The sequence below is a fragment of the Serratia sp. K1WW1 genome (assembly GCF_055790865.1).
The window spans coordinates 1,704,488-1,731,324 of sequence record NZ_CM147697.1 but is presented as its reverse complement, the minus strand read 5'-3'; the positions used below and the strand labels follow the sequence as shown (position 1 = coordinate 1,731,324).

Here is a 26,837-nt window from a genome sequence, read left to right as displayed (position 1 = left end):
CTCTATCCTTGATTAAGGCCAAACGCACGCAGAATGGTGCTGAGCTTGGTACCAGTTTCGTACCATTCGGACTGCGGGGAAGAGTCCTGCACGATGCCCGCACCGGCAAACAGGCGTACCTGATTACCCTTCACGGTGCCGCAACGGATGGTGACGACCCATTCTCCGTTGCCCTCGGCGTCACACCAGCCGACGATGCCACCAAACAGCTGCCGGTCAAACGGCTCAAGCTGTTCGATGAGCTCGCGAGCTGCCAGCGTTGGGGTACCGCATAATGCTGGCGTAGGGTGCAACAGGCAGGCCAGCGACAGGGCATTCTCTGCCCGATCGGCCACTTCACCGTCGATTGGCGTCGAAAGATGCCACAACGTGGTGGTACTGAGCAGTTCGGGGGTTGCGGGAATATGCAAATGACTGCAACGCCCAGCCAAGACCTGGCGCATGCCTTCGGTCACGATCTGGTGTTCATAGCGGTCTTTACCCGAAACCAACAGTTGTTCGCTGACTGCCCGATCCCGCTGCGGATCACTTTCGCGCCGAGCCGAACCCGCCAGCGGGTTGGAATGGAACTGGTCGCCAAATTTACGCAGCAGCAGCTCCGGGCTGGCTCCCACCAATGCCCCCTCTGCCAGCGGCACGTGGAAATGGAAGCCGTGCGGATTCTGGGCAATGATGCGCGCCATCAGCGCTGCGTGGTCTACCGGCTTGCTGGTTTCAATGTCCAAAAGGCGGGCGAGCACTACCTTATCCAATAGATCACCGGTAGTTGCCTGTACGGCATCGCTAACCATCTGCATAAACTGCGGCTGCGCTGGCAACTCGGTTTGGCGGACAATCTCAGGGATCGGTCCAGCAGCAGGCGCTAAGCTGGTCAGCAGGGCTTCACGATCGAACCATTGCGTCTGTTGCGGGATAAACAGTGACGAGGGTTGACGAGTATCGAAAGGGATTGCGCCGCACAGCAGCGGATCCTTGATGCCTGCCTTGCGGGCCTGCGCAAATGCCTGCTGTATCGCCTGCTGGAATTGGCCCTGCAGGTCATCGCCATCCACCGCTGGCAAGGTGATGCGGGCAAAGCATCCCTGGGTGCTCAGACTGCGAAAAGGCGAGGTAAAAAAGAAACCTGAAGTCGGGGATATTGTGGCGGCCTGTGCCAGATCTACACCCTGTTGCAGGTCCTTTTGCGCAGCGCCCTTAACGGCTACGTCCATAGGTACTTCCTCTTGTTTCATTAACAATAACCAATATAATAATGATTATCATTTGTATTGCATCCGCGATAAAGTACCTGCCAGAACTGACCATGTCAATAAACGTAACCTCTTCTGCTAACCCACATTAAGGGGTAAACTTGGTGGTTTCTGACCAATGAATGATAATCATTCGGATTAAAAGGATCTCACCGATGTCAATCCCCCTGCGGCTCAGCCTGGCGCTGTTTGGCCTGCTGGCGTTGAGCGTTGCCCAAGCCGAGACTCAAGCCTGGCCGCGCAGTATCGAAACCTCACACGGCGTTATCACCCTTAATCAACCCCCACAGCGCATCGTTTCCACCAGCGTGACGGTCACCGGTACGCTGTTGGCGATAGACGCACCGGTGATCGCCAGCGGAGCCACCAGCCCAAACAACCGGCTGTCGGATCGGCAGGGCTTTTTCCACCAGTGGGGAGAGATTGCGGCCAAACGCGGAGTGAAGCGGTTATATATTGGTGAACCCAACGCCGAGGCGATCGCCGGTGAGGCACCTGACCTGATTGTAATGTCCGCTACCGGGGCCGATTCTGCGGTGCGCCTGTACGATCAACTGTCGGCCATCGCTCCGGTGCTGGTGGTGAACTACGACGATAAAAGCTGGCAGGAACTGGCCAACATCCTCGGCGTAGCGACCGGCCATGAAGCACAAGCGGAGAAGATCGTCAGCGAATTCGATCGTCGTGAGAAAACGCTGAAACAGCAGATGACATTGCCACCACAGCCCATAACGGCACTGGTGTTTCGCAGCGATGGCAAAAATGCCAACCTGTGGACTGCCGACTCATCCCAAGGGCAACTGCTGCAACAGCTAGGCTTTACCCTGGCCACTTTGCCGCCCAAACTCAACGCCAGCACCAGCCAAGGGGCGCGTAAAGACATCGTGCAGCTCGGCGGTGAAAACCTGGCAGAAGGCTTGAATGGGCAAACGCTGCTGTTATTCGCCAACGATGAAAGTGATGCACAGCGGCTGATGAGCAACAGTTTCCTGGCTCATCTGCCAGCGGTGGAGAATAAGCGGGTTTACCCATTGGGGAACGACACCTTCCGCCTGGATTATTACAGCGCCAGCAACTTGCTGACGCGTCTGGAAAAGCTGTTTATTTCTCCGTAGCCGCAGCGGCGGGTTGGAGTTTATCGCTCTGCCCGCCCATGCTCACGTTGCGCAGGCCGCGCATGGCAAACGCCAGCACCACGGCCAGCAGCGCCGCACCAAAACCGAAGCTGGTAGAGCTCATCGCTGGCAGCATAAATGCCCCCATCGCGCCGAGCAGCAAGGCACCAAACGCATCCCCTACTACGTTCTGCGCGGTCCACAGGCCGTTAATCCGGCCCAGAAACGCGTCCGGCGTCAGGTTCTGTATCAAGCCATATTGCAGCAGCGAGTTCAGCGCGCTGAGGTAGCCAAACACCACCAGGCACAACAGCGCCATGCCGTACCAAGGCATCAGGCCAAACAACCCCACGGCCACGAAAGCCGCTATTGCCGTTATCAACATCATCCAGCCCGGCCGTGCCACCTGAGCCACTCGGCCACTGGTAAATGCGCCAATCGCCGCCCCTAATGGCACAGCCGCATACATGATCCCCAAGCTCTGGGTGGTGACCTGCCACATACCGGAGATGGCCGGATATAACACTCGCACCGCGCTGGCCATGGTCATCAACGCACCAATCAGCGCTACCATGCCAATCACCTTGTTCTGGAACAGGAAGGTGAAGCCGCCGATCAGCGCCCTCAATGGATGTTCACGAGGCTGTGGCGGCGGTGGCAACTGAGGCAATTTTAATAGCGGGATCAAGGTGATCAACGTCCCCAAGGCCGCCAGCGCATAGTTCCAGCTGATACCTGCCCCGGCGATCACCAACCCACCGATAGCGGGAGACAGGATCGACCCAAAGCGTACGGTCAGCATGCTGATGGCCCCGGCCTGCACGATATTCTCACGGCCAACGATCGCCGGTGTCGCCGCCAGCAACGCCGTCACGCCTACCGCACCAAAAAATCCGTCCCATACCGCTAGCAGATAAATCGCCGTTAGCGAAGGTGCAGGCAGCGCAGCATTGAGGCACAACCCCAGAAAGCCCACACCGCAGGTTGAGCGCGCAAACAAGATCAACCGACGGCGTTCATAGCGATCGGCCAGCACTCCGCCCATCAGCAAACCGGCAAACATTCCGCCGCCCGCCAGGGTCACCGCAAGCCCAACCAACAGAGTTGACCCAGTTAGCGCCTGGATCTGCACCGGAATGGCGATCGCCATCAGGCCCAATGCCAGGATCGAAATAAAACGGGCGCAGAATACGGCACGAAAAGCGGGGTTGGTCCTAAGCAGGCTAAAATCGAGCAAAATAGAGGGTTTATTCATTTTGTTATCACCACAACTTATATCCTTGATCTTCCACAAACAACGACACGATATTCGACAGGCTCAGCGCTAGTGCTGATCAGGCTGCCATGCTACCATAGATAAATACAATCAATAATGATAATAGATATCATTGATATTCAGTTAATAATGGGCTGTCATGTTCCGGCTTACACCTAATTGCTCTCCTCCGCTTCCTGACCGCAGGGGCATTCTGTTTATGGGGTTATCCCGCTCCTTCTGGCTGCGCCTGTTTGGCCTGCTGTGCGCCTTTGTCGTGCTGCTGCTGGTGATGATGCTCAGCCTGTCGCTGGGGGCTAAATCCATTCCTTTCAGTAACGTCGTTGCCGCGCTGAATGGCCAATGCAGTGGCGCAGACTGCGTCATCATTACCGAAGCACGCCTGCCACGCACGCTGATCGGCGTGTTGGCTGGCATCGCACTTGGGCTGGCTGGTGCGCTGATGCAAACCCTCACCCGCAACCCGCTGGCAGACCCTGGTATCTTGGGGGTTAACTCCGGAGCCGGTTTCGCCGTGGTGTTGGGCATTACCTTCTTCGGTGCGACCAACGTCAGCCAATATCTGTGGTTCGCCTTTGCCGGTGCGCTGTTTGCCTCGCTGTTGGTGGCGCTGGTAGGCGCAATGGGCGGCAGCCGAGTTAATCCAGTGCGCCTGACCTTGGCCGGGGTGGCGCTGGCCGCCGTGCTGGAAGGGATGACCACCGGCATCGCTCTGCTCAATCCTTTGGTGTTCGATCAGCTGCGTTTTTGGCAGGCTGGCACACTGGACATTCAGAATATGGCGGTAGTGCGCAGCGCCGCATTGCCAATCCTGCTGGGCACGTTAATCACCCTGTGGCTTAGCAAAGCGTTGAACAGCTTGAGTATGGGGAGTGAGCTTGCAGCGGCGCTCGGCACCGGAATTATTCGCACCCAACTGCTTGGCCTGTTAGCTATTACGCTGCTGTGTGGCGGAGCTACCGCCGCCGTTGGCCCTATCGCCTTTGTCGGGCTGATGATGCCCCACATTGCCCGGCGGCTGGCGGGGTCAGAACTCAACTGGATGCTGCCCTGGACGCTGGTTTTAACGCCTATTCTGCTACTGAGCGCTGATTTACTGGGCCGCTTTCTGGTCGCGGGGGAACTGCGGGTCTCCATCGTACTTTCCCTGATCGGCGCGCCGATGTTGATTATGTTGGTGCGCCAGCGCCGTATGTTCCGGCGGGGAGGATAAGATGAGCCTGTTGGTTTCCCGCCAAATCCTCGCCAAAAAACCGTTTCGGTTGGCACGTCCGTTGGCGACTGCCCTGCTGTTGTTATTCGCCTGCCTTGCGCTGGCGGTATATGCCCTCGGTTCTGGTACCTTGCAACTCAGCGCGGCGCAGGTAATCGACGCGCTACGCGGCGAAGGCCCGACCAATCTTGCGGTGATCGTCACCCAGTGGCGTTTGCCACGCGTCGCTATGGCGTTACTGTTGGGGGCGGCGCTCGGCCTGAGCGGTGCGATTTTCCAGTCACTATTGCGTAACCCACTCGGCAGCCCTGACGTGATTGGTTTCAATACGGGAGCCTATAGCGGCGTGCTGGTCGCCATCGTGCTGTTTAACAGTAGCGTTATCGGCATAACCTCTGGGGCGTTGGCCGGTGGTCTGCTTACCGCCGGGGTGGTTTATCTGTTGGCCTGGAGCAACGGGGTAGAAACCTTCCGCCTGATTATTGTCGGGATTGCCGTTCGCGCCCTGCTGCTGGCCGCCAATACCTGGATGATCATCAGCGCCTCATTGGAAGCGTCCATGACCGCTGGGCTATGGTATGCCGGATCCCTCAACGGCATCACCTGGGCGAAAAGCCTGCCGGTGCTGGCGGTGCTGCTGCTGGCGTTACTGGTATTGCTGACGTTGACAAGGCGTATGCGGTTGCTGGAAATGGGAGATGACACCGCCTGCGCGCTCGGCGTTGGGGTTGAACGCTCCCGACTGATGCTGTTGCTGGTCGGCGTGATACTAACCGCTGCCGCCACCGCCGTGGCCGGGCCGATTTCCTTTATTGCTCTGGTCGCTCCGCAAATTGCCCGCCGCCTGTGCGCCAACCAGCATGTCTTGCTGCTCACCGCGCTGACCGGTGCCCTATTATTGCTGGCGGCCGATGTGGCAGCGCAGCGCCTGTTTATGCCTTATCAGTTGCCGGTCGGCGTGTTGACCGTCAGCATCGGTGGCATCTATCTGATTTGGTTACTAATCCGTGAGTCACGAAAAAAATGAATGCTGAAACCCCGTTAACCGCACCATTGCGTGCCGAAAACCTGACGCTGAGCTACGACAAGAAAATCGTCGCACGCGATCTTTCAGTGTCTATTCCTCACGGCGAACTGACGGTCATTATCGGGCCAAACGCCTGCGGTAAATCCACGCTGCTGCGCACCCTCAGCCGCCTGATGCAACCCCAGGCGGGCTCAGTATGGCTGAATGGCCGACAAATCCGCGAATATCCCACCAAGGAAGTCGCGCGCCAACTGGGCCTGTTACCGCAAAGCTCAATTGCCCCAGGTGATATCACGGTGTTCGATCTGGTTGCCCGTGGCCGCTACCCTCATCAGAGCCTGTTCAGCCGCTGGCGCGACGAAGATCAGCAGGCAGTGGAACAGGCCATGCGTTCAACCGGCGTGGCACAGTTGGCCGATCAACCCGTCGATACCCTTTCCGGTGGCCAGCGCCAGCGGGTGTGGATCGCCATGGTGTTGGCCCAGCAAACGCCGCTGCTGCTGCTGGATGAACCGACCACCTGGCTGGACATCACTCACCAAATCGATCTGCTGGAACTGCTGCGCCAGTTGAACCGGGTGAATCATTACACGCTGGTGGTAGTGCTGCACGACCTCAACCATGCCTGCCGCTATGCCACCCATCTGATCGCCATGCGCGACGGCAAAGTGGTGGCCGAGGGGGCACCAAAAGACATTGTGACGCCGGAATTGATCGAGGAAGTTTACGGGCTGAAGTGCGTGATCATCGACGATCCGGTCTCGCATACGCCGCTCGTGGTGCCATTGGGGAAATAGCGGCCAGCAAGCTCACGATAAAAATCAGGCCACCGGCTGATAGCCGATGGCTCTACTGAGACTTTATCACCGTGAGCGCGCCAACCCTGTAACTAACTATGGCCGTGCAAGGTTGAAAAACCGTTACGCAGGCAGCCACAGCCGTGCTCCATTTACTTGGCAGGTGCGACATCCAATACCGTTACGTTATAGACCATGGTCGATCCCGGCAGGATATCAGGGGGCAGACCTTTATCACCATAAGCCAAGCTTGGCGGTACGACCATCGTGATACTGCCGTGATTTTGCAGCTTCGAGATCGCCGTTCTGAATATCGGTGGATAGCTGCTCAGTAACTGGGTGACCGAGGTGCCTGCCGCCTGCATATCCTTGACGACTTTACCGTTAATCAGGCTCTCTTTTACCGCCACGCTGACCATGTTGTTCGCGCCAATAGTTCCTTTACCGACCTTATCGATCCGGTAAAAGTAACCTAAAGCCTCTTTCTTCACCTGTTTTTGCTTGGCGAACTGCTCGATGTAAGCTGCCCCTGCCTGTTCGGTGTCCAACTTTTGCTGCTGTGCATTACGTTGCACCAACTTTTCGCTGTCATCCAAGGCCTTGTCGATCTGATCCGGTTGCAGCTTGAGCTTGCCCGCGAAGGTATCTTGCACTCCTGCCAGCGCCAGACGGCTGTCCACTTCAACCCCCTGAGCCGCTCGCTGTTTGAGCAAGGCCAACATGTCTTCTGCCAGGGAACTGCCAATGGCATAATCACGGATCTCAAGCTCTGACTTCGGCTCTATGATTTCTCGTGGCTGCGTAGCCAACTGTTGCTGCAGCCGGCTGTTTTCCGCCTGTTGCTGTTCGTTGGCTACTTTCAGCATCGTCAGTTGGTTGTGCAGGCTTTCATCCAGCGCAAGCTGCAAGATGGGTTTAGCTTCAGTTTTCGCCGTTAACTCGGCTAACGCCTTTTTCGCTTGCTCGGCCTGCTGACGGCTTTCGTTCAACTCTGCCTGCAACGTCTTGTTTTCCTGGCTATTATCGGTGTGTGCTTTGGCCAGGGCAGCCAACTGTTTCTGCAACGCCGAACTCTGTTGGCGGCTTTGGTCCAGCGCCTGCTGTAGCCTACCGTTTTCGTTGGAGTTCTCACCTTTAGCCGTCGCCGCGGCCACCATATCCTGCTGCATCTGCTCCGTCGCCTGCAAATTCTCCTGCAGGGTCTTTTTCAACTGGCTAACCTCGGCGCGAGCATCCGCATCCTGCTGTGCTGCCTGACGCAGTTGCTGCAGCTCTTGGTCACGTTGAGCAAGGGCAGCATTTAACTGTTTGATTTGCGCTTGCAGGGGCGCTGACTCGCGAGTCTTGGTATTGGTGGAGGGTTTACTCACTTTCCTTTCTGCGGGAGGGCTGATCTGATTGAGTTGTGAAGGGCTCAACAGCAACAACGCCGGAGCCTCACTCTCTTGGCTGGTGATCGCTTCCAAGGCATTGATGGTGCTGGCCCTGTCATCCTTGAGTTGCTCTGCACCCAATGCGCAGCCCACCGGCAACGTCAGGCTCAAGGCCAAACCATACTTTAACCCCAACTTCATTTCACGCTCTCCATTTTGCGGATCAGTCCGTTAAGCAAGTCCTGCCCGATCTGTGTGCACAACTGATTGGTTTTATATTTATACAGTGCGTCTACCGTATTTTTGGTCAATGCGTTCACATCACCGCGTACCCCACTGTAAAACGAGGCGTTGGCCAGCAGACTGTCAAAATTAGCCTTCCTGACTGCATAGGTCCGAGGACTAACGGTTTGCAACGCGGCAAGATCGCTCTGACACCTGCTTATAGACGTCGGTTCTTGCGGGGGTGGCGGGGTTTCAACGACAACAGGCGCAGGCTCCGCAGCCGGTGTGACAAGCGTGGTGACCCGGCTTTCATTCGCGCAGCCAGCCATCAGCAGGACATTGCTAATGATCAGACAGGCAAGTAGTGGCTGCCGGTATCCACGGGTTTTCTGAAACTGTTTCAAATTTTATTCCTTCCTGACTGGATAATGTCCGTCACCGCTGCCTGTGCGCACGCGGATCGCCTCCATTGGCGGGCAATATTGCTATTGCCCGGTTGGGATGATAAGACAGGTCATACTTGGTGGCAACAGCAACAGGGCAAGTGCCGCGTTAGATCTCCTGCCACTTATCGCAGATACTCCATCAGGAAATGTTTTTTCAGCGAGAACGGCTCACTGTCGTTTTTAACCTGCAGTTTGCACATGACATTACAGTTACAGTGCCCGCAACACCCGGTTTAACAAGGGGCCCAGCACCTTGAACGAAGCCGGTGAAACGATATCCACATGCGCACAATCCAGCTCAAACACCTGCAACGCGTCGACATATTCCGCCCAGGTCTGCTGCACATCCATGCCTGCTTGCAAGGTGCGCTTCGCCACAAACAGCGTCGCCTGCCCCTGGAAATGCGCCGTATGGGTGTGTGACAACAGCCTGACCGAATCCGCATAGTTGGCTTCGATATGGTCAAACATCGCGACCCGCGCCTCGCCCAACGCAGGATCGAGCGTATCTTCTGATACCGCCAGGAACTGCTCGCGCTCGCGCTGTACCTCTTTGAGCACGTTGTCGTCCAGCATCACGTCCCAGTTCTGGGTTTCTGGCGGATAGGTATCCAGCAAGCCAAGGAAAGCCACCTCCTCCCCACGCGCCTGCAAACGTGCTGCGATACCTTGAGCCAACGTTCCCCCCAGGGAGTAACCGATAAAGTGATACGGGCCGTGTGGCTGTACCTGTAATACCGTGGCCAGATGCGCATCGCAGACCTGATCCATATCCTCACCCAGCGCCAATGGGCCATCCGGGCGTGGAGACTGAATGCCCACCAGCGACCAATGCTGATCGATATAACGCGGCAGCACGCTAAACTGCCAGGAGAAACCGGAAGCCGGGTGCAAGCAGAACAGCGTTGGGCCTTCGGTAACGCGCAGCGGCAACACGCTGTCAAAACCGCATTGATCGGCCTCTTCCTGCGTACGTTCTTCCGCCAATAGCTGAGCCAGTTGCTCTACTTTCGAAGCGACCATCACCTGGCCAACCGACACCGCTTTCCCCAGATCGCGCCGCAACTCGGCGGCCAGGCGCATGGCCAGCAATGAATGCCCGCCCAAGGCAAAGAAATCGTCATCCGCAAATACCTGCTCGCGCTGAAGCAAACGAGCGAAAACGGCAGCAATCTCGCTTTCCAACCCGGGTTCCGGCTCGCGTCCGGCCTTTCCAGCCCCTGTTTGCGGCTGTGGCAAGGCTTTGCGATCGAGCTTGCCGTTGGCACTAAGCGGCAACTCAGCCATTTCAACCAGGGCGATCGGCACCATATGCGGCGGCAAGCGATCGGCTAGCGCAGCACGTAGGGCTTCGCTATCCAGATGCACGCCGGGTTGCGGGACCAGATAGCCCACCAGTTGCCGGGCATCGCCTCCCATCGCATCAACGACCGTGCCCTCCAATACCAAAGCATGAGCCACAGCCTGACTCACGCCCGGCAATGACAGCAGGGCGTGGTCTATCTCACTGAGTTCAATCCGCTGGCCGCGAATTTTCAGCTGATCGTCGCTGCGGCCCAGATATTCTACCGCGCCGTCTGGCAGCCAGCGGGCGACGTCACCGGTGCGATACATCCGGCCACCGTTGCCCTGCGGATCGGCGACGAAGCGGCTGGCGGTCAGATCCGGCCTGGCCAGATAACCATGAGCCAGTTGCACGCCGGTCAGATATAGATCGCCAGCTACACCCGGTGGCACTGGGCGTAAGCGAGCGTCGAGAATACGTAAACCGGTATTCCACACCGGCAGACCAATAGGGACGTTAGCACCGGTGACAGCAGCGAGGGCGTCACCATAGGCCGGATGCCAGGTCACATCCACCGCCGCCTCGGTAGGGCCGTAGAGGTTATGCAACGGCACCTGGGTGCGGCTCTGCCACAGGCGGCACAGCTCTGCCGGTAACGCTTCACCGCTGCAGAACACCTGACGCAGTGGCTGGCAATGGGCGATGGCGGTTGTGCTGTCCAAGGCACCAACGAATGCCACCAGCATCGAAGGAACAAAGTGCATGGTAGTGACTTTATGCCGATCGATTAGCGTTTGCAGTTGCTGAGGGTCGCGGTGCGCCTCCGGCGGCGCCATCACTAACTGCGCGCCCACCATCAATGGCCAGAAGAATTCCCACACCGAGACGTCAAAGCTGCACGGCGTTTTTTGCAGTACCACATCATCTGCCGCCAGCGGGTACTGATGCTGCATCCACAGTAAACGGTTAACGATGGCCTGATGCCCAACCAGCACGCCCTTTGGCCGCCCGGTTGAGCCGGATGTAAAGATAATATAAGCCGGATGATGCGGCGTCGGGCCTTGGATCGCGCTCGGTGCAGCAGCGGTGGCCACCAGTGGCGCATCGTATAACAGCACTTCCCCCTGCCCCACAAAACGCGCCTGTTGGGAAGCATCGGTGATAATCAGGCGTGGGGCCGCGTCTTCCAGCATCATGCTGAGGCGCTTATCTGGATAGCCGGTATCCAGTGGTAAATAGGCCGCTCCCGCTTCCACTATCGCCATTAACGCCAGCGACAGGAAGACCGAACGCGGCAATGCCACCGCCACGATATCGCCCGGCTGCACACCCTGAGCCACCAAACGCTGGGCCAAGGCGATCACCTGTTCGCGAGTTTCGCGGTAGTTGAACCGGTAGTGTTCATCGGCCAGCGCCGGGGCATTCGGGGTTTTATTCGCCTGCTCGGCCAGCAGACCACTGAGGGTCTGGGCTGCCACCGGATAAGCGGTGTCGTTCACCTTGGCCAGCAGCGCGTGATCTTTTTCACTCAGTAAATCAGCTTCGCTCACCGGCAATGTCGGTTGGGCCGCAAACTGCCGCAGCAGCAGCGGCAAGCGCTGTAAGTGCTCCGTCAGTTCGGCCAGCTGATAACGCTCGGCATTGGCCAACAACTCAATCTTCAGCGTGCCAGCCTCGTCGATAAACAAGGCGATCTCCAAATCACGCACCGGGCCAGAGGCCAGGTCGTGGGTGATCCCTTTGATACCGGCAAAATCGAGCTGGTAGTCGAACATCTTAAAGTTGAAGACGGTGCCATACAGCGGCTGACTGTCGCCAATCCGCCCAAGATCACGCTGCACCTGTTCAGCATCATAGCGCTGATGGCGGCGGGCAAACTTCAGTTCACGGCTGATTTGCGCGGCGATATCGGCCAGCGTTGCCTGCGGCGCGACGTGCATCTCCACCGGCAATACGTTTATCACTGGCCCGGTGGCACAAAGCGCAGCCGAGCCCATGCGACGCATAAAAATAAACCCGGCGCTGTAGCAGGTTTGCCCTGTCAGACGAGCCACCCACACGGCCACCAGCGCCATCGCCATATCGGCTGCGCTGAGCTGCTGTTGCTGGCCCAGACTGACCAGTGGCGCAAGATCCTGCGCGGCACAGAGCTGTGCCAAGCGGTGAATACGCGTCGAAGGTGCCTGCCCTGCCAACGGTTGCGGGCATAGGGTGGCTGGCGGGGGCAACTGCCGTGCCTTGTTCAACCAAAAATCGGCATCGCGCTGATAACCTGGGGATTGCTGGTATTGCTGATATTCCGCCACCACATCGCTAAAAGGCGTGAACGGCGTCGGCTCCGGCTGCTCGTGCTGATATAGGCGGGTATAAATATTGGCGATACGGCGAGCGATGGCGGTAAAGCTGAAGCCATCGACCACCAGATGATGGTAACGCTGATACCAGAACCAGCGATCGTCGGCCAGACGCATCAGGATATGGCGATACAGCGGTTTGCCGCTGCTCACCCGTAATTCGGCACCAAGGTCGATCTGCATCAGCGCGTGGGCCGCCGCCTCTGCATCCGCCGAGTCGCTTAAATCAACCCATTCCGGCGCAGCCAACGGCATCGTGGCGTCGTAATACTGCATCGGCACACCGTCACGCTCAACGAAACGCAGCCTTAAGGTGTCCACTTCGGCCAGGCCCAGTGAGATCGCCTGTAACAGGTGGTCTTTATCCAGCGGGCCATTCAGTTCGATATAATGGGCGACCGCATAGGCATTGCCGTACGGTGAAATTTGATCGGCAACCCAAATACCGGGCTGCGCCGCCACCAATGGCAACTCAACGGTAACCTGTTGCCCGGTGGGTAAAATAGAGGTTTCTGACACGACGTTCGCTCCTGTTGTCGGTTCTTGCTGCGTCTCCATCACGCCTTACGCAGTGATGCGGGCCGCATATCCTGCCAATTCTGTTCTAGCCAGTTGACGCAGTGCTTCCGGGAAGCCGGGCCAAAAACGCTGACCCAACCGGCCGGGATGGCGCTGAAATCCGGCCACAGGCTGTAAAGCAGTTCTTCATTACGCAGGACGTAGCAAATTTGCTGCTCGTCATCGAAAGGGTATAAGGTTTCCATTACTTGCTCCTTAAGCGTGAAGAGGGTTGGCGGACGGCTTCAATTCGGCATGGCGGTTGACCAGCTCTGACCAATGCGCCTGCAGACCATCGAGTAAGCCACCACGCCAGCACAACGCATCGTGCCCGCCCTCCACCAGCCGATATTGCACCTGATGCCCGGTGTCACTTAACAGGGCCGCCATACGGTCATTCACCCGGTGGACCAGCTTTTCATGCGCCCCGGCCTCTAAAAACACCTTCAGCTTGCCGCGCGCACCCAACTGCCCGTCTTCTACCTGGCGGATCAACCAGCAGGCGTCCTCGGGCACGCTGGGCAGTTGCAACATATCGCGGCGTGGCCACCAGAACGAGCCCGACTGGCTGATGGTGGCACCAAAATATTCCGGCCAGCGCAGGCCAGCATAGAGCGACCCCAAGCCACCAAAGCTTTGCCCTGCAACTACGGTGTTGGCAGCCTCACGGCTGTGCGGGGCCCAGTCGGCCAATTGCGGTAATAACTCTTCCTGTAGGGCCAACCAAAACTCATCGTTGCAGGTCAGTTCACGTGCGCGGTGTTGCTGGTCGATCACGTCGATCAGCAGATAGACCGCCTCCGGCAGTTGGCCAGTGCGCGTCAGTTGCATCAGCGGATCCCAGACCGGCATCTGATTGGCCCAGAATTGGCCGTCCAGCAAAATAGCCAATGGCCGCGCCGCCGGGTTACTTTCACCGGTGGAGTAGATCCAGACGTGGCGGGAGGTTACCAATCGCTGGCTATGCCAGGTATGCCGTTGCAGTTTGGCAGGAGGTGCTGGCGTACAGCGGCCGCTGGTCACGGCATAGTTGTCAAAGTCCCGCCAGGCTGGCTGTTGGGGAGCCTGTGGCATATGCAAGCCGGAAAGCGTGTGCCCCCCGACTCCAGGCCAGGCGCGGTAAGGATTAAGCAGATCGTGAGTTGCGTGGGCAAACACCTGGTGCCACCAGTGGCGAATAGAAAGCATGTTGGCGTGGGAATTGTCCCCCTGCGGTTCGAAGGGACGATCCTCCATGCAGGGGATAAAACAGTAGCTGCCGCGCCAGTCGCCTTGCAGCTCGGTTTGCCAATACCAGACGTCCGAACCTGCAAGCCGTTGCAGGCTCTGCGGGGGCGACGCTTGGTGATGATCGGTGAGGCAGTTGATATGGATCCAGACTCGTTGATAAGCCGAGGTCAGTTCACCGCCCTGAGGGTCGCGCCACAAGAACGTCACCTTCCATCGCCCATTATCCTGCGGTTCCACCAAGGGGGTACCACGCCGGGCGATATCCAGCCACCAACCGTGGCTCCCTGCATGCTTGCTCGCCAATAACGTACTGCTTGCTGGTTGTTGTTCAGTTTTCAAAACGCCCACTCATTGTGTTGTTGGCAAGGCACGCCGTGCGACTCACCGGTTCCCAAATGCCAAACGGCACAAGGAATACTATTGATAATTATTTGCATTTGCAATAGTGTATACAGGCTCGAAATAGAGCGGGCATTCTTCAACAGGGATGGATGCCGAATTATTGAGCGGGATCTTGCTGCCAGTCAGCCTGGCCTCCGGGTTTCGTTACTATTTTCGACTACACAATAAAACTACAACAAACCGTTCCGTTACCGGTTGTCACACAGCGCCGCATCAGGAAGGGTTGTTAGGTAGGAACCTCAAAATGAATCGGAAGTTATCTCGTTATTCTTTAGCCACACTCATCGGGTTAGGATTGGGCACATCAGCATTTTCCTTTACGGTCAATGCCGAGCAAACGGCCACCACCTCAGACAGCGCCGCGCTGGCTGAGAAAAGCAAAAAAGAATCCGCCTCTGAAGATGTCATCGTCGTCACCGCCGCCAAACAAAACCTTCAAGCTCCCGGCGTTTCCACCATCACTGCCGAAGAAATCAAACGACGCCCTCCCGCTCGTGATATCAATGAGCTGATCCGTACCATGCCAGGGGTCAACCTAACCGGTAACTCCACCAGCGGCCAGCGGGGCAACAACCGCCAGATCGATATCCGTGGCATGGGGCCAGAAAATACCCTGATCCTGATCGACGGTAAACCAGCCAGCAGCCGTAACTCGGTGCGCCAGGGCTGGCGCGGTGAGCGTGATACCCGTGGCGACACCGCCTGGGTGCCACCAGATATGATCGAACGTATCGAAGTGCTGCGTGGCCCAGCGGCTGCCCGCTATGGTAACGGTGCGGCAGGTGGCGTAGTCAATATCATCACCAAGAAAACCACCCAAGATCTGCATGGCTCGCTAAACGGTTATTTCAACGTACCGCAGCATAAGGATGAAGGCGCCACCAAGCGTACCGACTTCAGCCTTTCCGGCCCGTTAAGCGATCAGTTGAGCTTCCGTCTGTTCGGTGGCTACAGCAAAACGCAGGCCGACGCCTGGGATATCAACCAGGGGCATCAGTCCGAACGTACCGGCACCTATGCCAATACTTTGCCTGCCGGCCGTGAAGGGGTGATCGACAAAAATATCGATGCCTTGCTGAGCTGGGAATTCGCCCACCTGCAGACCCTGGATTTCCAATATGCCTATGGCCGCCAGGGTAACCTGTACGCCGGGGATACCCAGAACACCAACACCAATGCGCTGGTGCAGAGCAACTACGGTAAAGAAACCAACCGGATGTATCGTGAAACCTATGCGGTCAATTATCGTGGCGCATGGGATAGCGGCGTTAGCACCAACAACTACGTCCAGTTTGAGCGCACGCGTAATACCCGTTTAGCCGAAGGGCTGGCCGGGGGCACCGAAGGGATCTTCGCCAACGACAGTTACAACACCACCCGTCTGGATAATTTCCTGGCGCACAGTGAAGTCAGTATTCCGTTCGATATGTGGGTGCCGCAAACCGCCACGCTGGGTACCGAGTGGAACCAGCAGAAGATGAAAGATCCTTCTTCGACCACCCAGTCGCTGACCGAAGGCGGCCTAATTCCTGGCATTGATGCCACCAACCGCAGCCCGTACTCTTCAGCCAAAATCTTCTCGCTGTTCGCCGAGAACAACGCAGAGCTGACGGACACTACCATGCTGACCCCGGGCCTACGCTTCGATCACCACTCCGAAGCCGGTGATAACTGGAGCCCGTCGCTTAACCTGTCGCAGGAGTTAGGCGATCTGTTTACCCTGAAAATGGGTATCGCCCGCGCTTACAAAGCACCGACCTTGTTCCAGAGCAACGGTAACTATGTGCTTTACAGTCGCGGACAAGGCTGTGCTGCCAGCGGCGGGGCCTGCTACCTGATCGGTAACGACGACCTGAAAGCGGAGAACAGCATCAACAAAGAGATCGGCCTGGAATTCCACCACGAAGATTGGTTGGCTGGCATCACCTACTTCCGCAACGATTACCGCAACAAGATCGAAGCCGGTTATGCTCCGACAGGCACCGCTGCCAACGGAAAAACCGATATCTACCGCTGGGAGAACGTGCCGAAAGCCGTGATCCAGGGCCTGGAAGGCACATTGAACGTGCCGGTGAGCGAAACGGTAGCCTGGAACAACAACGCCACCTATATGATTGAGAACGAGAATAAGACTACCGGTGATTACCTGTCGATTATTCCTGAGTTCACCATCAACTCTACCCTGAGTTGGCAAGCCACGCAGGATCTGTCACTGCAAGGCACCATGACCTGGTACGGCCGCCAGAAGCCGAAAAAGTACAACTACAAAGGGGAGCCAGTGACGGGCACCGAGAAACGAGAGGTGAGCCCTTATACGGTATTTGGTTTGAGCAGCACCTATGCGGTGACCAAGAACGTTAGCATAACCGGGGGGATCGAAAACCTGTTCGACAAGCGTCAGTTCCGCGCAGGTAACGCGCAAACGACCGGTAACGCCGTCACCAATTCCTATATGTACGGTGCTGGTGCAGCAACCTATAACGAACCGGGCCGGACTTACTTTATGAGCCTGAACACCCAGTTCTAGATGTATGCTACCGAGTCAATCTCAGCGCGGCTTATGCCGCGCTTTTTTTTGCCATTATTGCCATCACGCTGCCGCCCTGTTTCGGGTTACAGTAGCGGAAACAAACGAGTATTGATGGCACTATTGATGATACCAGAACAACAAATTATTGATTGGTTACGCCAAGACAGCGAACGTATGCAGGCATTAGCCACCGCCCGGCGGCTCGGGCTGAACGATTGGTGCCTGGGTGCGGGCTTCGTGCGTAATCTGGTGTGGGACCGGCTGCATGGATTTACGGCCAGCACGCCGCTCAACGATATCGATGTGATCCATTTCGATTCGCGCCATAACGATGCCGAACGCGACCAGATGCTGGAGTCGCGCCTGTTGGAGTGGTCGGTACAGCCCTGGTCGGTAAAGAATCAGGCGCGTATGCACCTGCGTAGTCACCGCGCGCCCTATCGGGACAGCGAAGACGCCATCAGTTACTGGACGGAGATCGAAACCGCCGTGGGTGCCAGATTACAGGCCGATGGCAGCATCCAACTCGTCGCGCCTTTTGGTCTACATGCGCTGTTCAACCACAGTATCACCTTCAATCCCAAGAGCAACAACCTGGCCGCTTTCGAACAGCGCGTGGTGGAGAAACAGTGGCTCGAACTCTGGCCGCAGCTAAAGCTGGCGCCAAGGTAAAGTTTTGCCGCGATTTGCCGATACCTCTGACAAGCTACCTGGGAGGATCGCATGTCGACCAACATTACCATGATGGTGCCCATCAAGAACCCGATTGCCGGAGTCCGCGAGGTGTTTACCGCCACGGGTAAAGGCGGGGCGGCACTGATGTCGGCACCGGTTAACAATGCCCCTGAAGGGGGAAAGGCCAAGAAAACCGAGACTGATACCCCCGTGGCGCCAAAAGATAGCAGCGCGGCCTCGCGTATTTCAGCGCTATTTAAGCAGATCCAGAATCTGCAGCAAAAACTCGTTGAGCTGCAAAACTCGGATGGCGATGCCAAACAGATCGAGCAGCAAAAACAGCTGATCATGAGCCAGATCCAAATGCTCCAGGCTGAGATCGCGCGCATTCAGAAACAAGAAATGGAAAAACAGCAGGAAGAACAAATGGCCAAGGCCATGAGCGGTGATGGCGTCAACCGCCCGACCGCCGCCAACGCCGTGGACGTTTATATTTAGAGATGAAGGGCGCAACATGCGTTACGCCCAGCGACTCAGCTTTTCTTCAGGGGTTTGATCAGGTGGTCCAGCCCTTCAATTTTAATCGCCAACGTCATTTCCATCAGCATTCCCAGCCTGCCGTTGGGGAATTCGCCCTTACGGGCGAACCACAGCAGATACTCTTCCGGCAGGTCGATCAGCACCCTGCCCTGGTATTTGCCAAAGGGCATCACGGTGTTGGCGATTTCAATCAGGTTCTCTTTTTCCATCAGGCCCCCAGCAGGCGGATCATCTCCGCCTCGTCGATCACCTCGATCCCCAGTTCCTGTGCCTTGACCAGCTTGGAACCGGCGGCCTCACCGGCGATCACCAGATCGGTTTTCTTGGATACGCTGCCGCTGACCTTGGCCCCCAGCGCGGTCAGCCGATCTTTGGCTTCATCGCGGGAAAGTTGGCTAAGAGAACCGGTCAGCACCACGGTTTTACCGGCAAACGGGCTGTCGATCTCTTCAGCGACCACGACGATCGGAGCAGGCCAGTTAATGCCGATTTCCGGGCTGATCAGCTCGGCGATCACCTGTTGGTTATGTGCTTCAGCAAAGAAGTTCACCACGTGGCTGGCTACCACTTCGCCCACGTCCGGCACCTGTTTTAACGCGTCCAGATCGGCCTCGCGCAGCTTCTCCAACGAGCCAAAATGCGCCGCCAGTCCGGCTGCCGTGGCCTCTCCTACCTCACGAATACCCAACGCATACAGGAAGCGCGCAAAGGTGGTCTGTTTGGCGGTGGTCAAGGCATTGACCAGATTCTGTGCCGATTTTGGCCCCATGCGATCCAGCCCGGTGAGAATACCGGCGGAAAGACGGAACAGATCGGCTGGCGTTTTGACATATTCTTTATCGACCAGCTGTTCGATGATTTTATCGCCCATGCCGTCAACGTCCATCGCCCGGCGGGAAACAAAGTGCTTCAGCGCCTCTTTACGCTGGGCACCGCAGATCAGCCCGCCGGTACAGCGCGCAATGGCTTCGCCTTCCACCCGTTCCACATCGGAACCGCACACCGGGCAATGCAGTGGGAATACCACTTCACGCGCGTCCTGCGGGCGGCGATCTTCGATCACCCCGACCACTTTCGGTATCACATCCCCGGCACGGCGTACGATCACCGTGTCGCCGATGCGCAGGCCAAGGCGTTCGATTTCATCGGCATTATGCAGCGTGGCATTACTGACTATCACCCCGGCGACCAATACTGGCTCAAGGCGCGCGACCGGCGTAATCGCACCGGTACGCCCGACCTGGAACTCCACTTCCCGTACCACAGTGATCTGCTCTTGTGCCGGGAATTTGAACGCCGTAGCCCAACGCGGTGCGCGAGCAACAAAACCCAGAGATTCTTGCAGATCGATATCGTCGATCTTCACCACTACGCCGTCGATATCAAAGCCAAGATTGATGCGGTCCTGCTCTACCTGACGGTAAAACGCCAGCACCTCATCGCTACCGGTGCAAAGCTTGACGCGATCGCTCACCGGCAAGCCCCAGGCTTTGAACTGCATCAGGCGTTGCCAATGGCTGCGTGGCAATTCGCCCCCTTCCAGCAGGCCAACGCCATAGCAGAAGAAGGTCAGCGGGCGCTTGGCCGTGATACGCGGATCAAGCTGACGCAGCGAGCCCGCCGCCGCGTTACGCGGGTTGGCGAAGATTTTGCCGTCTTTGCGGCGCGCCTCTTCGTTCATCTGCTCAAAGCCGGCATGCGGCATAAAGACTTCACCACGCACTTCCACCCGGCGCGGGATATTGTCGCCGGTCAGGCGTAGCGGGATGGCGCGGATAGTGCGCACATTAGAGGTGATATTTTCCCCGGTAGTGCCATCCCCACGCGTGGAGGCACGCACCAGCTCGCCATCTTCATACAGCAGGCTGACGGCCAACCCGTCCAGCTTCAGCTCACAGCAGAAGGTCAGCGGCTCGCTGCTTTTCAGGCGATCCTGCACGCGCTTGTAAAACGCCAGATAGCTCTCTTCATCAAAGACGTTGTCCAACGACAGCATCGGCACTTCATGGCGCACCTGATCAAACGCCGCCAAGGGGGCGGCCCCGACGCGCTGCGTCGGCGAATCGGCGGTGATCAGCTCAGGATGAGCTTCTTCCAGCTCACGCAGCTCACGCATCAGGCGATCGTATTCCACATCCGGGATCTCCGGCGCATCGAGTACGTGATACTGATATTCGTGATGGCGCAACGAAGTGCGTAGTTGATTGATTGTTTCGTTAATCGATGCCATGGCTCACCATCAAAGATAAAAAACCCCCGGCTGGCGGGGGTTCTGGATTACGGATTATGCAGTGCACAGGCAACCGGTCAGGCGTTGTTTTCCAACACTTCGCGGATGCGTGCTTTATAGGTTTCCAGCTTTTGCGGGGTCATCATGCGGCGCTCATCGTCAAGCACCACGCCACCCACATCGTCGGCGATACGTTGTGCCGATTGCAGCATCAGCTTGAAGTTCTGATTGGCGTCGCCGTAAGACGGCACCATCATAAACATCGACACGCCCGGCGTGGAGAAATCGGACATCATTTCCGGATCGAATGAGCCAGGCTTGACCATATTGGCCAGGCTGAACAGCACAGGGCCACTGCCTGCCGGGCTGATATGGCGATGGAAGATCCCCATTTCACCAAATTGGAAGCCCGCCTGCAGTACGCTCTGCAGCAACACTTCACCCCCGATCACACCGCCTTGATGGGCTGCAACGTGCAGCACCAATACGGTCTCCTGCAGTTTTGCCGGTTTCAACGGTTCCGGCGCTGGCTGCGGTTCACGCACAGGCTCTGCATGCTGGAAGGCAGGCTGTGGCGCAGGAGCGGTAGCCGGAGGCATATCGTCAACGCGCGGCTCACGACGCACAACAGGTTGCTGCGGCTCTTCGTCCTCGTCCTGGGCATAGTTATCCAGCAGGATGTCATCGTAATCCGGCCGCTGGGAGAGCGGCGCGGGCTGGGCTGGCCGAGGCGCAGGTTGAGCTGCTGGAGCTGGCCTTGGTGCAATCACCGGCTCTTCGCGTGCGACATCGATATGGCCCATTGATGGCTCATCCTCAACTTCTGCGCGAGTGGCACGGATACGTACCTCTCCCACGCTTTCGGCAGGATCATCAAGTGGAGTAGGTTCACGCTCATTTTTCGAGCGTTTGGCTGGGCGATCGCGAAAAAGGGACGAGCGTTCCTTACGGCTGGTCCAAAGACCATGTAATAACAACGCTATTATGGCGATCGCGCCAACAACGATTAATATCAGACGCAAATCCTGCATCATTGCTATCTCTGTTGTTCCAAGACATTGCCACCGCGGCAAACATTCACTCTTTAACTCTATTTGCCCACAGGCACAAGTGCAAGTCCGTGCTGAACTTTATGCCAATAAAGATGATTATTCGGCATTTTTTTGCTGTTTTTTCAGCCAACGCGGCTCTAGCCAGTGGAAAATCAACCCTATATGATAGCTTGGCCTGTTTAGCCAAAGAGAAAATCTTAAGATATGTCCTATGTGCCTCCCCCTGTCGGATCCACCAACGGCTTCCATTATTTTGCCCAAGGATGGCGCCTGATTTCGCGCCCGGGTATTAAACGCTACGTCGTCCTGCCGTTGCTGGTGAACGTGCTGCTGATGGGCTCTGCCTTCTGGTGGCTGTTCAGCCAACTGGGCGACTGGATCCCGAGCATGATGAGCCATGTGCCAAGCTGGCTACAGTGGCTAAGTTATTTACTCTGGCCGATGGCGGTCATTTCCGTGCTGTTGGTGTTCAGTTACCTGTTCAGCACCATCACCAACCTGATCGCCGCCCCGTTTTGCGGGCTGCTGGCGGAACAGCTCGAAGGTAGCCTGACCGGCAAACCGTTGCCAGATACCGGTTTGCTCGGCGTGGTCAAAGATCTGCCGCGCATCATGTCCCGTGAATGGCGCAAGCTGATGTATTACCTGCCACGCGCGCTGGGCCTGCTGTTGCTCTATTTTATACCGGGCATCGGCCAAACGCTGGCACCGGTGCTGTGGTTCCTGTTCAGCGCCTGGATGCTGGCCATTCAATACTGCGAATATCCGTTTGATAACCACAAGGTCAGCTTCGCCGAGATGCGCCAGGCGTTGCGGCAGCACAAAACCGATAATCTGCAGTTTGGCGCATTGGTCAGCCTGTTCACCATGATCCCCATCCTCAATCTGGTGATCCTGCCGGTGGCGGTATGCGGTGCCACGGCGATGTGGGTCGACCGTTATCGTGCACAGTTTGTTCGTCACTAACGGCTTTATTTGGGGGCGCTTCGTGCGCCCATCCTGATGATGAGATTACCCTATGGATTTCAAGCTGTAGCTAGGCGCCAAGCTATCTCATCCCCAGGAGCTTATGTTCAATAAGTGACTGGGGTGGGATAGTGCAGGTAACAACGCTACAGCTTGAAAGACGACGGGTATAAAACTTATTCTCTAATAACATATCTATATACCAATTCTTTACTTCCCTGCCGAGACCGTTAGCGTATGCTTTCGATGTTCCCTACATTTCATAGAGTTATAAGGACGGGCCATGAGCAAGATTTACCAAGACAACTCATTAACAATCGGCCATACGCCGCTGGTTCGTCTGAACCGTATCGGCAACGGACGCATTCTCGCCAAGGTTGAATCTCGCAACCCGAGCTTCAGCGTCAAATGCCGCATCGGTGCCAATATGATTTGGGATGCCGAAAAGCGTGGCATTCTGAGCGCAGGCAAAGAGCTGGTGGAGCCAACCAGCGGCAACACCGGTATCGCCCTGGCGTTTGTCGCCGCGGCGCGGGGTTACAAGCTCACGCTGACCATGCCGGAAACCATGAGCATCGAACGTCGTAAGCTGCTTAAGGCGCTGGGTGCCAATCTGGTGCTGACCGAAGGTGCCAAAGGCATGAAAGGGGCGATCGCCAAGGCCGAAGAGATTGTGGCCACCGATCCGAACCGCTACATCCTGCTGCAACAGTTCAGCAACCCGGCCAACCCGGAAATCCACGAACAAACCACCGGCCCGGAAATCTGGGAAGATACCGATGGCGAAGTGGATGTCTTTATCGCAGGCGTCGGCACTGGCGGTACACTGACCGGCGTCAGCCGCTTTATCAAGAACACCAAAGGCAAGGCTATCACCACAGTGGCGGTTGAACCAACCGACTCACCGGTCATCAGCCAGGCGTTGGCAGGCCAGGAAATCAAACCCGGCCCGCACAAAATCCAGGGCATTGGTGCCGGTTTCATTCCTGGCAACCTGGATCTGAGCCTGGTTGACCGCGTCGCGCAGATCACCAACGACGAAGCCATCAGCATGGCACGCCGCCTGATGGAAGAAGAAGGCATCCTGGCCGGGATTTCTTCCGGTGCCGCCGTGGCGGCCGCCGTCAAACTTTCCGAAGAAGCCGACTTTACCGACAAGACAATTGTGGTTATTCTGCCTTCTTCAGGTGAGCGCTACTTGAGCACCGCTTTGTTTGCCGATCTGTTCACCGAACAGGAACTGCAGCAATAGCGCAAACAGTGCACAAATAGCTAAAAAAGCACCTATTCAGGTGCTTTTTTTGTGGACTGGATCAAAGTTTACACCACTCAACGATTGATTTTCGCCGCTGGCTTTAGTATTTAACCGGTCAATTATTTCGATGCGCAAAATTAATCACCTTCCTGCCATTGTTTGAGCTGAATCGATTTACTCATTTGTCGCTCCAGCGAAAAACACGGCATAATGGGAGCTGATTGAAACAACGCCAGATGCTCGGATTTTTTGATCTGAAATGCTTAAAGCGTCGTTTTATGTTGCATCCATGCTCGCCCCTGTACCATAGTCAGGCGCTAACCAGACAAGCTAAAATCACGCCGTTAGGCTAAACTTTAGCTCCACAACCTTAAATCCGATAAGTTGGGGAAACATCAATGTTCCAGCAAGAAGTGACTATCACCGCTCCGAATGGTCTGCACACTCGCCCTGCCGCTCAGTTCGTAAAAGAAGCCAAAGGCTTCGCGTCTGACATCACCGTGACTTCCAACGGCAAGAGCGCTAGCGCCAAAAGCCTGTTTAAGCTGCAAACTCTGGGCCTGACCCAAGGGACAGTAGTCACCATCGAAGCCGTTGGTGAAGACGAGCAGAAAGCCGTTGAGCACTTGGTAAAACTGATGGCAGAGCTTGAGTAATCGGCCCGTCTTTTTAGTTAACACCAGTCAAGAGTAAGGTAGGGTTATGATTTCAGGCATTTTAGTATCACCGGGTATCGCTTTTGGTAAGGCTCTCTTGCTGAAGGAAGATGAGATTGTCATCAACCGGAAAAAAATCTCTGCAGACCATGTAGAGCAGGAAATCTCACGTTTTCTGGCAGGCCGCGCCAAAGCGTCTGAACAGCTGGAAGTAATCAAAACCAAGGCAGGCGAGACCTTCGGCGAAGAAAAAGAAGCGATCTTCGAAGGCCACATCATGCTGTTGGAAGACGAAGAGCTTGAGCAGGAAATCATAGCCCTCATCAAAGACGATCTGGCGTCTGCCGATGCGGCAGCCTACACCGTGATCGAAGGCCAGGCGAAAGCGCTGGAAGAATTAGACGACGAATACCTGAAAGAGCGCGCGGCTGACGTGCGTGATATCGGTAAGCGTCTGCTGCAAAACATCCTGGGCCTGGCGATTGTCGATCTGACCGCCATTCAGGATGAGGTGATCCTGGTCGCGAAGGACCTGACACCGTCAGAAACCGCACAGCTGAACCTGGACAAAGTGCTGGGCTTCATCACCGATCTGGGTGGCCGTACTTCCCACACCTCGATCATGGCTCGCTCCCTGGAACTGCCCGCTATCGTTGGCACCAGCGACGTGACCACCCAGGTAAAAAACGGCGATTACCTGATCCTGGATGCGGTTAACAACAAGATTTATGTCAACCCGACGACCGAGGTGATTGAACAGCTGAAAGCGGTTCATACCCAATACGTCACCGAGAAAAACGATCTGGCCAAGCTGAAAGACCTGCCGGCGATCACGCTGGACGGGCATCAGGTTGAAGTCTGTGCCAACATCGGTACCGTGCGCGACGTCGCCGGTGCAGAGCGCAATGGCGCCGAAGGTGTCGGCCTGTATCGTACCGAATTCCTGTTCATGGACCGCGACTCACTGCCAACCGAAGACGAGCAGTTCTCGGCTTACAAGGCCATTGCGGAAGCCATGGGCTCACAGGCAGTCATCGTCCGTACCATGGACATCGGCGGCGATAAAGACCTGCCGTACATGAACCTGCCAAAAGAAGAGAACCCGTTCCTGGGCTGGCGCGCGATCCGTATCGCGATGGACCGCCGGGAAATCCTGCACGCTCAGTTGCGCGCCATCCTGCGTGCTTCTGCTTTCGGTAAACTGCGTATCATGTTCCCGATGATCATCTCGGTGGAAGAAGTGCGCGATCTGAAGGGCGAGCTGGAAACGCTGAAAGCGCAGCTGCGTGAAGAAGGCAAAGCCTTTGACGAGAGCATTGAAGTGGGCGTAATGGTGGAAACACCGGCCGCGGCAGTGATTGCTCGCCACCTGGCGAAAGAAGTCGACTTCTTTAGTATTGGGACAAACGATTTAACCCAGTATACTCTGGCAGTAGATCGCGGCAACGAGCTGATTTCTCATCTCTATAACCCGATGTCCCCATCAGTGCTTGGCCTGATCAAACAGGTTATTGATGCATCTCACGCAGAAGGCAAGTGGACCGGTATGTGCGGCGAGCTGGCTGGCGATGAGCGTGCTACACTGTTGCTTTTGGGCATGGGGCTGGATGAGTTCAGCATGAGTGCGATTGCAATCCCGCGCATCAAGAAAATTATTCGTAATACCAATTTCGAAGATGTGAAGGCATTGGCAGCGCAGGCCTTGGAACAACCAACGGCACAGGATTTGATGAACTGCGTCAATAAGTTCATCGAAGAAAAAACGCTCTGCTAAAATTCCACGACACTGGAACGCCGCCCAATTTAATGCTTAGGAGAAGATCATGGGTTTGTTCGATAAACTGAAGTCTCTGGTTTCTGATGACAAGAAAGACATGGGCACTATCGAGATCGTCGCTCCACTTTCTGGCGAAATCGTCAATATCGAAGATGTACCGGACGTCGTATTCGCCGAGAAGATCGTTGGCGATGGCATTGCTATCAAACCTGCTGGCAACAAAATGGTTGCTCCGGTTGACGGCACTATCGGTAAAATTTTCGAAACCAACCATGCGTTCTCTATCGAATCTGATAGCGGCATTGAGCTGTTCGTGCACTTTGGTATCGACACCGTTGAACTGAAAGGCGAAGGCTTCAAACGCATCGCGGAAGAAGGCCAGCGCGTCAAGAAAGGCGATGTGATTATCGAGTTCAATCTGGCCCTGCTGGAAGAGAAAGCCAAGTCTACCCTGACTCCGGTGGTTATCTCCAACATGGACGAGATCAAAGAGCTGATCAAACTGTCCGGCAGCGTCACCGTTGGCGAGACCCCGATCATCCGCATCAAGAAATAATCGCGGTTCGATCGTAAAAATGGCGCCTTTATCGGCGCCATTTTTTTAT

22 protein-coding genes are annotated in these 26,837 nt (G+C 56.4%); 12 read left to right on the top strand and 10 right to left on the bottom strand.

Features of this window, described 5'->3' with window-relative positions:
* Positions 1-2: 2 nt before the first annotated feature.
* Positions 3-1,211 carry an isochorismate synthase gene (locus tag ACX9GU_RS07880; RefSeq protein ID WP_473194393.1) on the bottom strand — a complete coding sequence of 403 codons (1,209 nt, stop codon included), beginning with the start codon at positions 1,209-1,211 and terminating at the stop codon, positions 3-5.
* A gap of 194 nt (positions 1,212-1,405) precedes the next feature.
* On the opposite strand from ACX9GU_RS07880, the gene fepB reads away from it, so the two are divergent.
* On the top strand, positions 1,406-2,365 hold the full coding sequence (fepB, locus tag ACX9GU_RS07875) for a Fe2+-enterobactin ABC transporter substrate-binding protein (protein ID WP_261457364.1): 960 nt from the start codon (positions 1,406-1,408) through the stop codon (positions 2,363-2,365).
* On the opposite strand, the gene entS is transcribed toward fepB, so the two are convergent.
* Positions 2,352-3,620, bottom strand: coding sequence for an enterobactin transporter EntS (gene entS, locus ACX9GU_RS07870; RefSeq protein ID WP_473194392.1), 1,269 nt, complete (start codon positions 3,618-3,620; stop codon positions 2,352-2,354). The genes fepB and entS overlap by 14 nt on opposite strands.
* Before the next feature lie 160 nt (positions 3,621-3,780).
* Here entS and fepD point away from each other — a divergent pair, with 160 nt between their 5' ends.
* Genes fepD through ACX9GU_RS07855 form a run of 3 tightly spaced genes read left to right on the top strand, consistent with a single transcriptional unit; the run spans position 3,781 to position 6,678 of the window.
* Positions 3,781-4,854, top strand: a complete 1,074-nt coding sequence (fepD, locus tag ACX9GU_RS07865) for a Fe(3+)-siderophore ABC transporter permease (RefSeq protein ID WP_473194391.1) — start codon at positions 3,781-3,783, stop codon at positions 4,852-4,854.
* Position 4,855: 1 nt separating this feature from the next.
* Complete coding sequence (fepG, locus tag ACX9GU_RS07860) at positions 4,856-5,881, top strand: iron-enterobactin ABC transporter permease (protein WP_473194390.1); 1,026 nt, start codon at positions 4,856-4,858, stop codon at positions 5,879-5,881.
* Positions 5,878-6,678, top strand: coding sequence for an ATP-binding cassette domain-containing protein (locus tag ACX9GU_RS07855; protein ID WP_021807045.1), 801 nt, complete (start codon positions 5,878-5,880; stop codon positions 6,676-6,678). The genes fepG and ACX9GU_RS07855 overlap by 4 nt, the downstream gene beginning before the upstream one ends.
* 152 nt (positions 6,679-6,830) lie before the next feature.
* On the opposite strand, the gene ACX9GU_RS07850 is transcribed toward ACX9GU_RS07855, so the two are convergent.
* The 5 genes from ACX9GU_RS07850 to fes form a co-directional block, all read right to left on the bottom strand.
* Positions 6,831-8,252, bottom strand: a complete 1,422-nt coding sequence (locus ACX9GU_RS07850) for an FKBP-type peptidyl-prolyl cis-trans isomerase N-terminal domain-containing protein (RefSeq protein ID WP_473194389.1) — start codon at positions 8,250-8,252, stop codon at positions 6,831-6,833.
* A complete protein-coding gene (locus ACX9GU_RS07845; protein WP_473194388.1) occupies positions 8,249-8,680 on the bottom strand; it encodes a hypothetical protein in 432 nt (143 codons plus the stop codon). Before ACX9GU_RS07845 ends, ACX9GU_RS07850 begins: the two co-directional genes overlap by 4 nt.
* 252 nt (positions 8,681-8,932) lie before the next feature.
* Positions 8,933-12,880, bottom strand: a complete 3,948-nt coding sequence (locus ACX9GU_RS07840; RefSeq protein WP_473194387.1) for an amino acid adenylation domain-containing protein — start codon at positions 12,878-12,880, stop codon at positions 8,933-8,935.
* A gap of 38 nt (positions 12,881-12,918) precedes the next feature.
* The gene (locus ACX9GU_RS07835) at positions 12,919-13,125 is read right to left on the bottom strand and encodes an MbtH family protein (RefSeq protein ID WP_473194386.1); all 207 of its coding nucleotides are present in this window, start codon (positions 13,123-13,125) and stop codon (positions 12,919-12,921) included.
* Positions 13,126-13,135: 10 nt separating this feature from the next.
* Positions 13,136-14,488, bottom strand: a complete 1,353-nt coding sequence (gene fes / locus ACX9GU_RS07830; RefSeq protein ID WP_473194385.1) for an enterochelin esterase — start codon at positions 14,486-14,488, stop codon at positions 13,136-13,138.
* Positions 14,489-14,795: 307 nt separating this feature from the next.
* Here fes and ACX9GU_RS07825 point away from each other — a divergent pair, with 307 nt between their 5' ends.
* The 3 genes from ACX9GU_RS07825 (at position 14,796) to ACX9GU_RS07815 (ending at position 18,254) form a co-directional block, all read left to right on the top strand.
* Positions 14,796-17,078, top strand: a complete 2,283-nt coding sequence (locus ACX9GU_RS07825; RefSeq protein WP_473194384.1) for a TonB-dependent siderophore receptor — start codon at positions 14,796-14,798, stop codon at positions 17,076-17,078.
* Positions 17,079-17,204: 126 nt separating this feature from the next.
* The gene (locus tag ACX9GU_RS07820; protein WP_473195134.1) at positions 17,205-17,753 is read left to right on the top strand and encodes a nucleotidyltransferase family protein; all 549 of its coding nucleotides are present in this window, start codon (positions 17,205-17,207) and stop codon (positions 17,751-17,753) included.
* Positions 17,754-17,804: 51 nt separating this feature from the next.
* Positions 17,805-18,254, top strand: coding sequence for a FlxA-like family protein (locus ACX9GU_RS07815; protein ID WP_473194383.1), 450 nt, complete (start codon positions 17,805-17,807; stop codon positions 18,252-18,254).
* Positions 18,255-18,289: 35 nt separating this feature from the next.
* On the opposite strand, the gene ACX9GU_RS07810 is transcribed toward ACX9GU_RS07815, so the two are convergent.
* The 3 genes from ACX9GU_RS07810 to zipA form a co-directional block, all read right to left on the bottom strand.
* Positions 18,290-18,505 (bottom strand): DUF3820 family protein, encoded by a 216-nt coding sequence (locus ACX9GU_RS07810; RefSeq protein WP_021178683.1) that lies wholly within the window; start codon positions 18,503-18,505, stop codon positions 18,290-18,292.
* The gene (ligA, locus tag ACX9GU_RS07805) at positions 18,505-20,526 is read right to left on the bottom strand and encodes an NAD-dependent DNA ligase LigA (protein WP_473194382.1); all 2,022 of its coding nucleotides are present in this window, start codon (positions 20,524-20,526) and stop codon (positions 18,505-18,507) included. Before ligA ends, ACX9GU_RS07810 begins: the two co-directional genes overlap by 1 nt.
* A 77-nt stretch (positions 20,527-20,603) precedes the next feature.
* Complete coding sequence (zipA, locus tag ACX9GU_RS07800) at positions 20,604-21,560, bottom strand: cell division protein ZipA (protein WP_473194381.1); 957 nt, start codon at positions 21,558-21,560, stop codon at positions 20,604-20,606.
* Positions 21,561-21,782: 222 nt separating this feature from the next.
* Between zipA and cysZ the strand changes: the two genes are divergently transcribed.
* The 5 genes from cysZ (at position 21,783) to crr (ending at position 26,788) form a co-directional block, all read left to right on the top strand.
* Positions 21,783-22,544 carry a sulfate transporter CysZ gene (cysZ, locus tag ACX9GU_RS07795; protein WP_473194380.1) on the top strand — a complete coding sequence of 254 codons (762 nt, stop codon included), beginning with the start codon at positions 21,783-21,785 and terminating at the stop codon, positions 22,542-22,544.
* 283 nt (positions 22,545-22,827) lie between these two features.
* On the top strand, positions 22,828-23,796 hold the full coding sequence (gene cysK, locus ACX9GU_RS07790) for a cysteine synthase A (protein WP_021178687.1): 969 nt from the start codon (positions 22,828-22,830) through the stop codon (positions 23,794-23,796).
* A 401-nt stretch (positions 23,797-24,197) separates the two neighbouring features.
* Entirely contained in the window at positions 24,198-24,455 is a 258-nt protein-coding gene (ptsH, locus tag ACX9GU_RS07785; protein WP_021178688.1) for a phosphocarrier protein Hpr, read from the top strand.
* Positions 24,456-24,501: 46 nt separating this feature from the next.
* On the top strand, positions 24,502-26,229 hold the full coding sequence (gene ptsI, locus ACX9GU_RS07780; protein WP_473194379.1) for a phosphoenolpyruvate-protein phosphotransferase PtsI: 1,728 nt from the start codon (positions 24,502-24,504) through the stop codon (positions 26,227-26,229).
* A 49-nt stretch (positions 26,230-26,278) separates the two neighbouring features.
* The gene (crr, locus tag ACX9GU_RS07775) at positions 26,279-26,788 is read left to right on the top strand and encodes a PTS glucose transporter subunit IIA (protein WP_021807057.1); all 510 of its coding nucleotides are present in this window, start codon (positions 26,279-26,281) and stop codon (positions 26,786-26,788) included.
* Positions 26,789-26,837 lie beyond the last annotated feature (49 nt).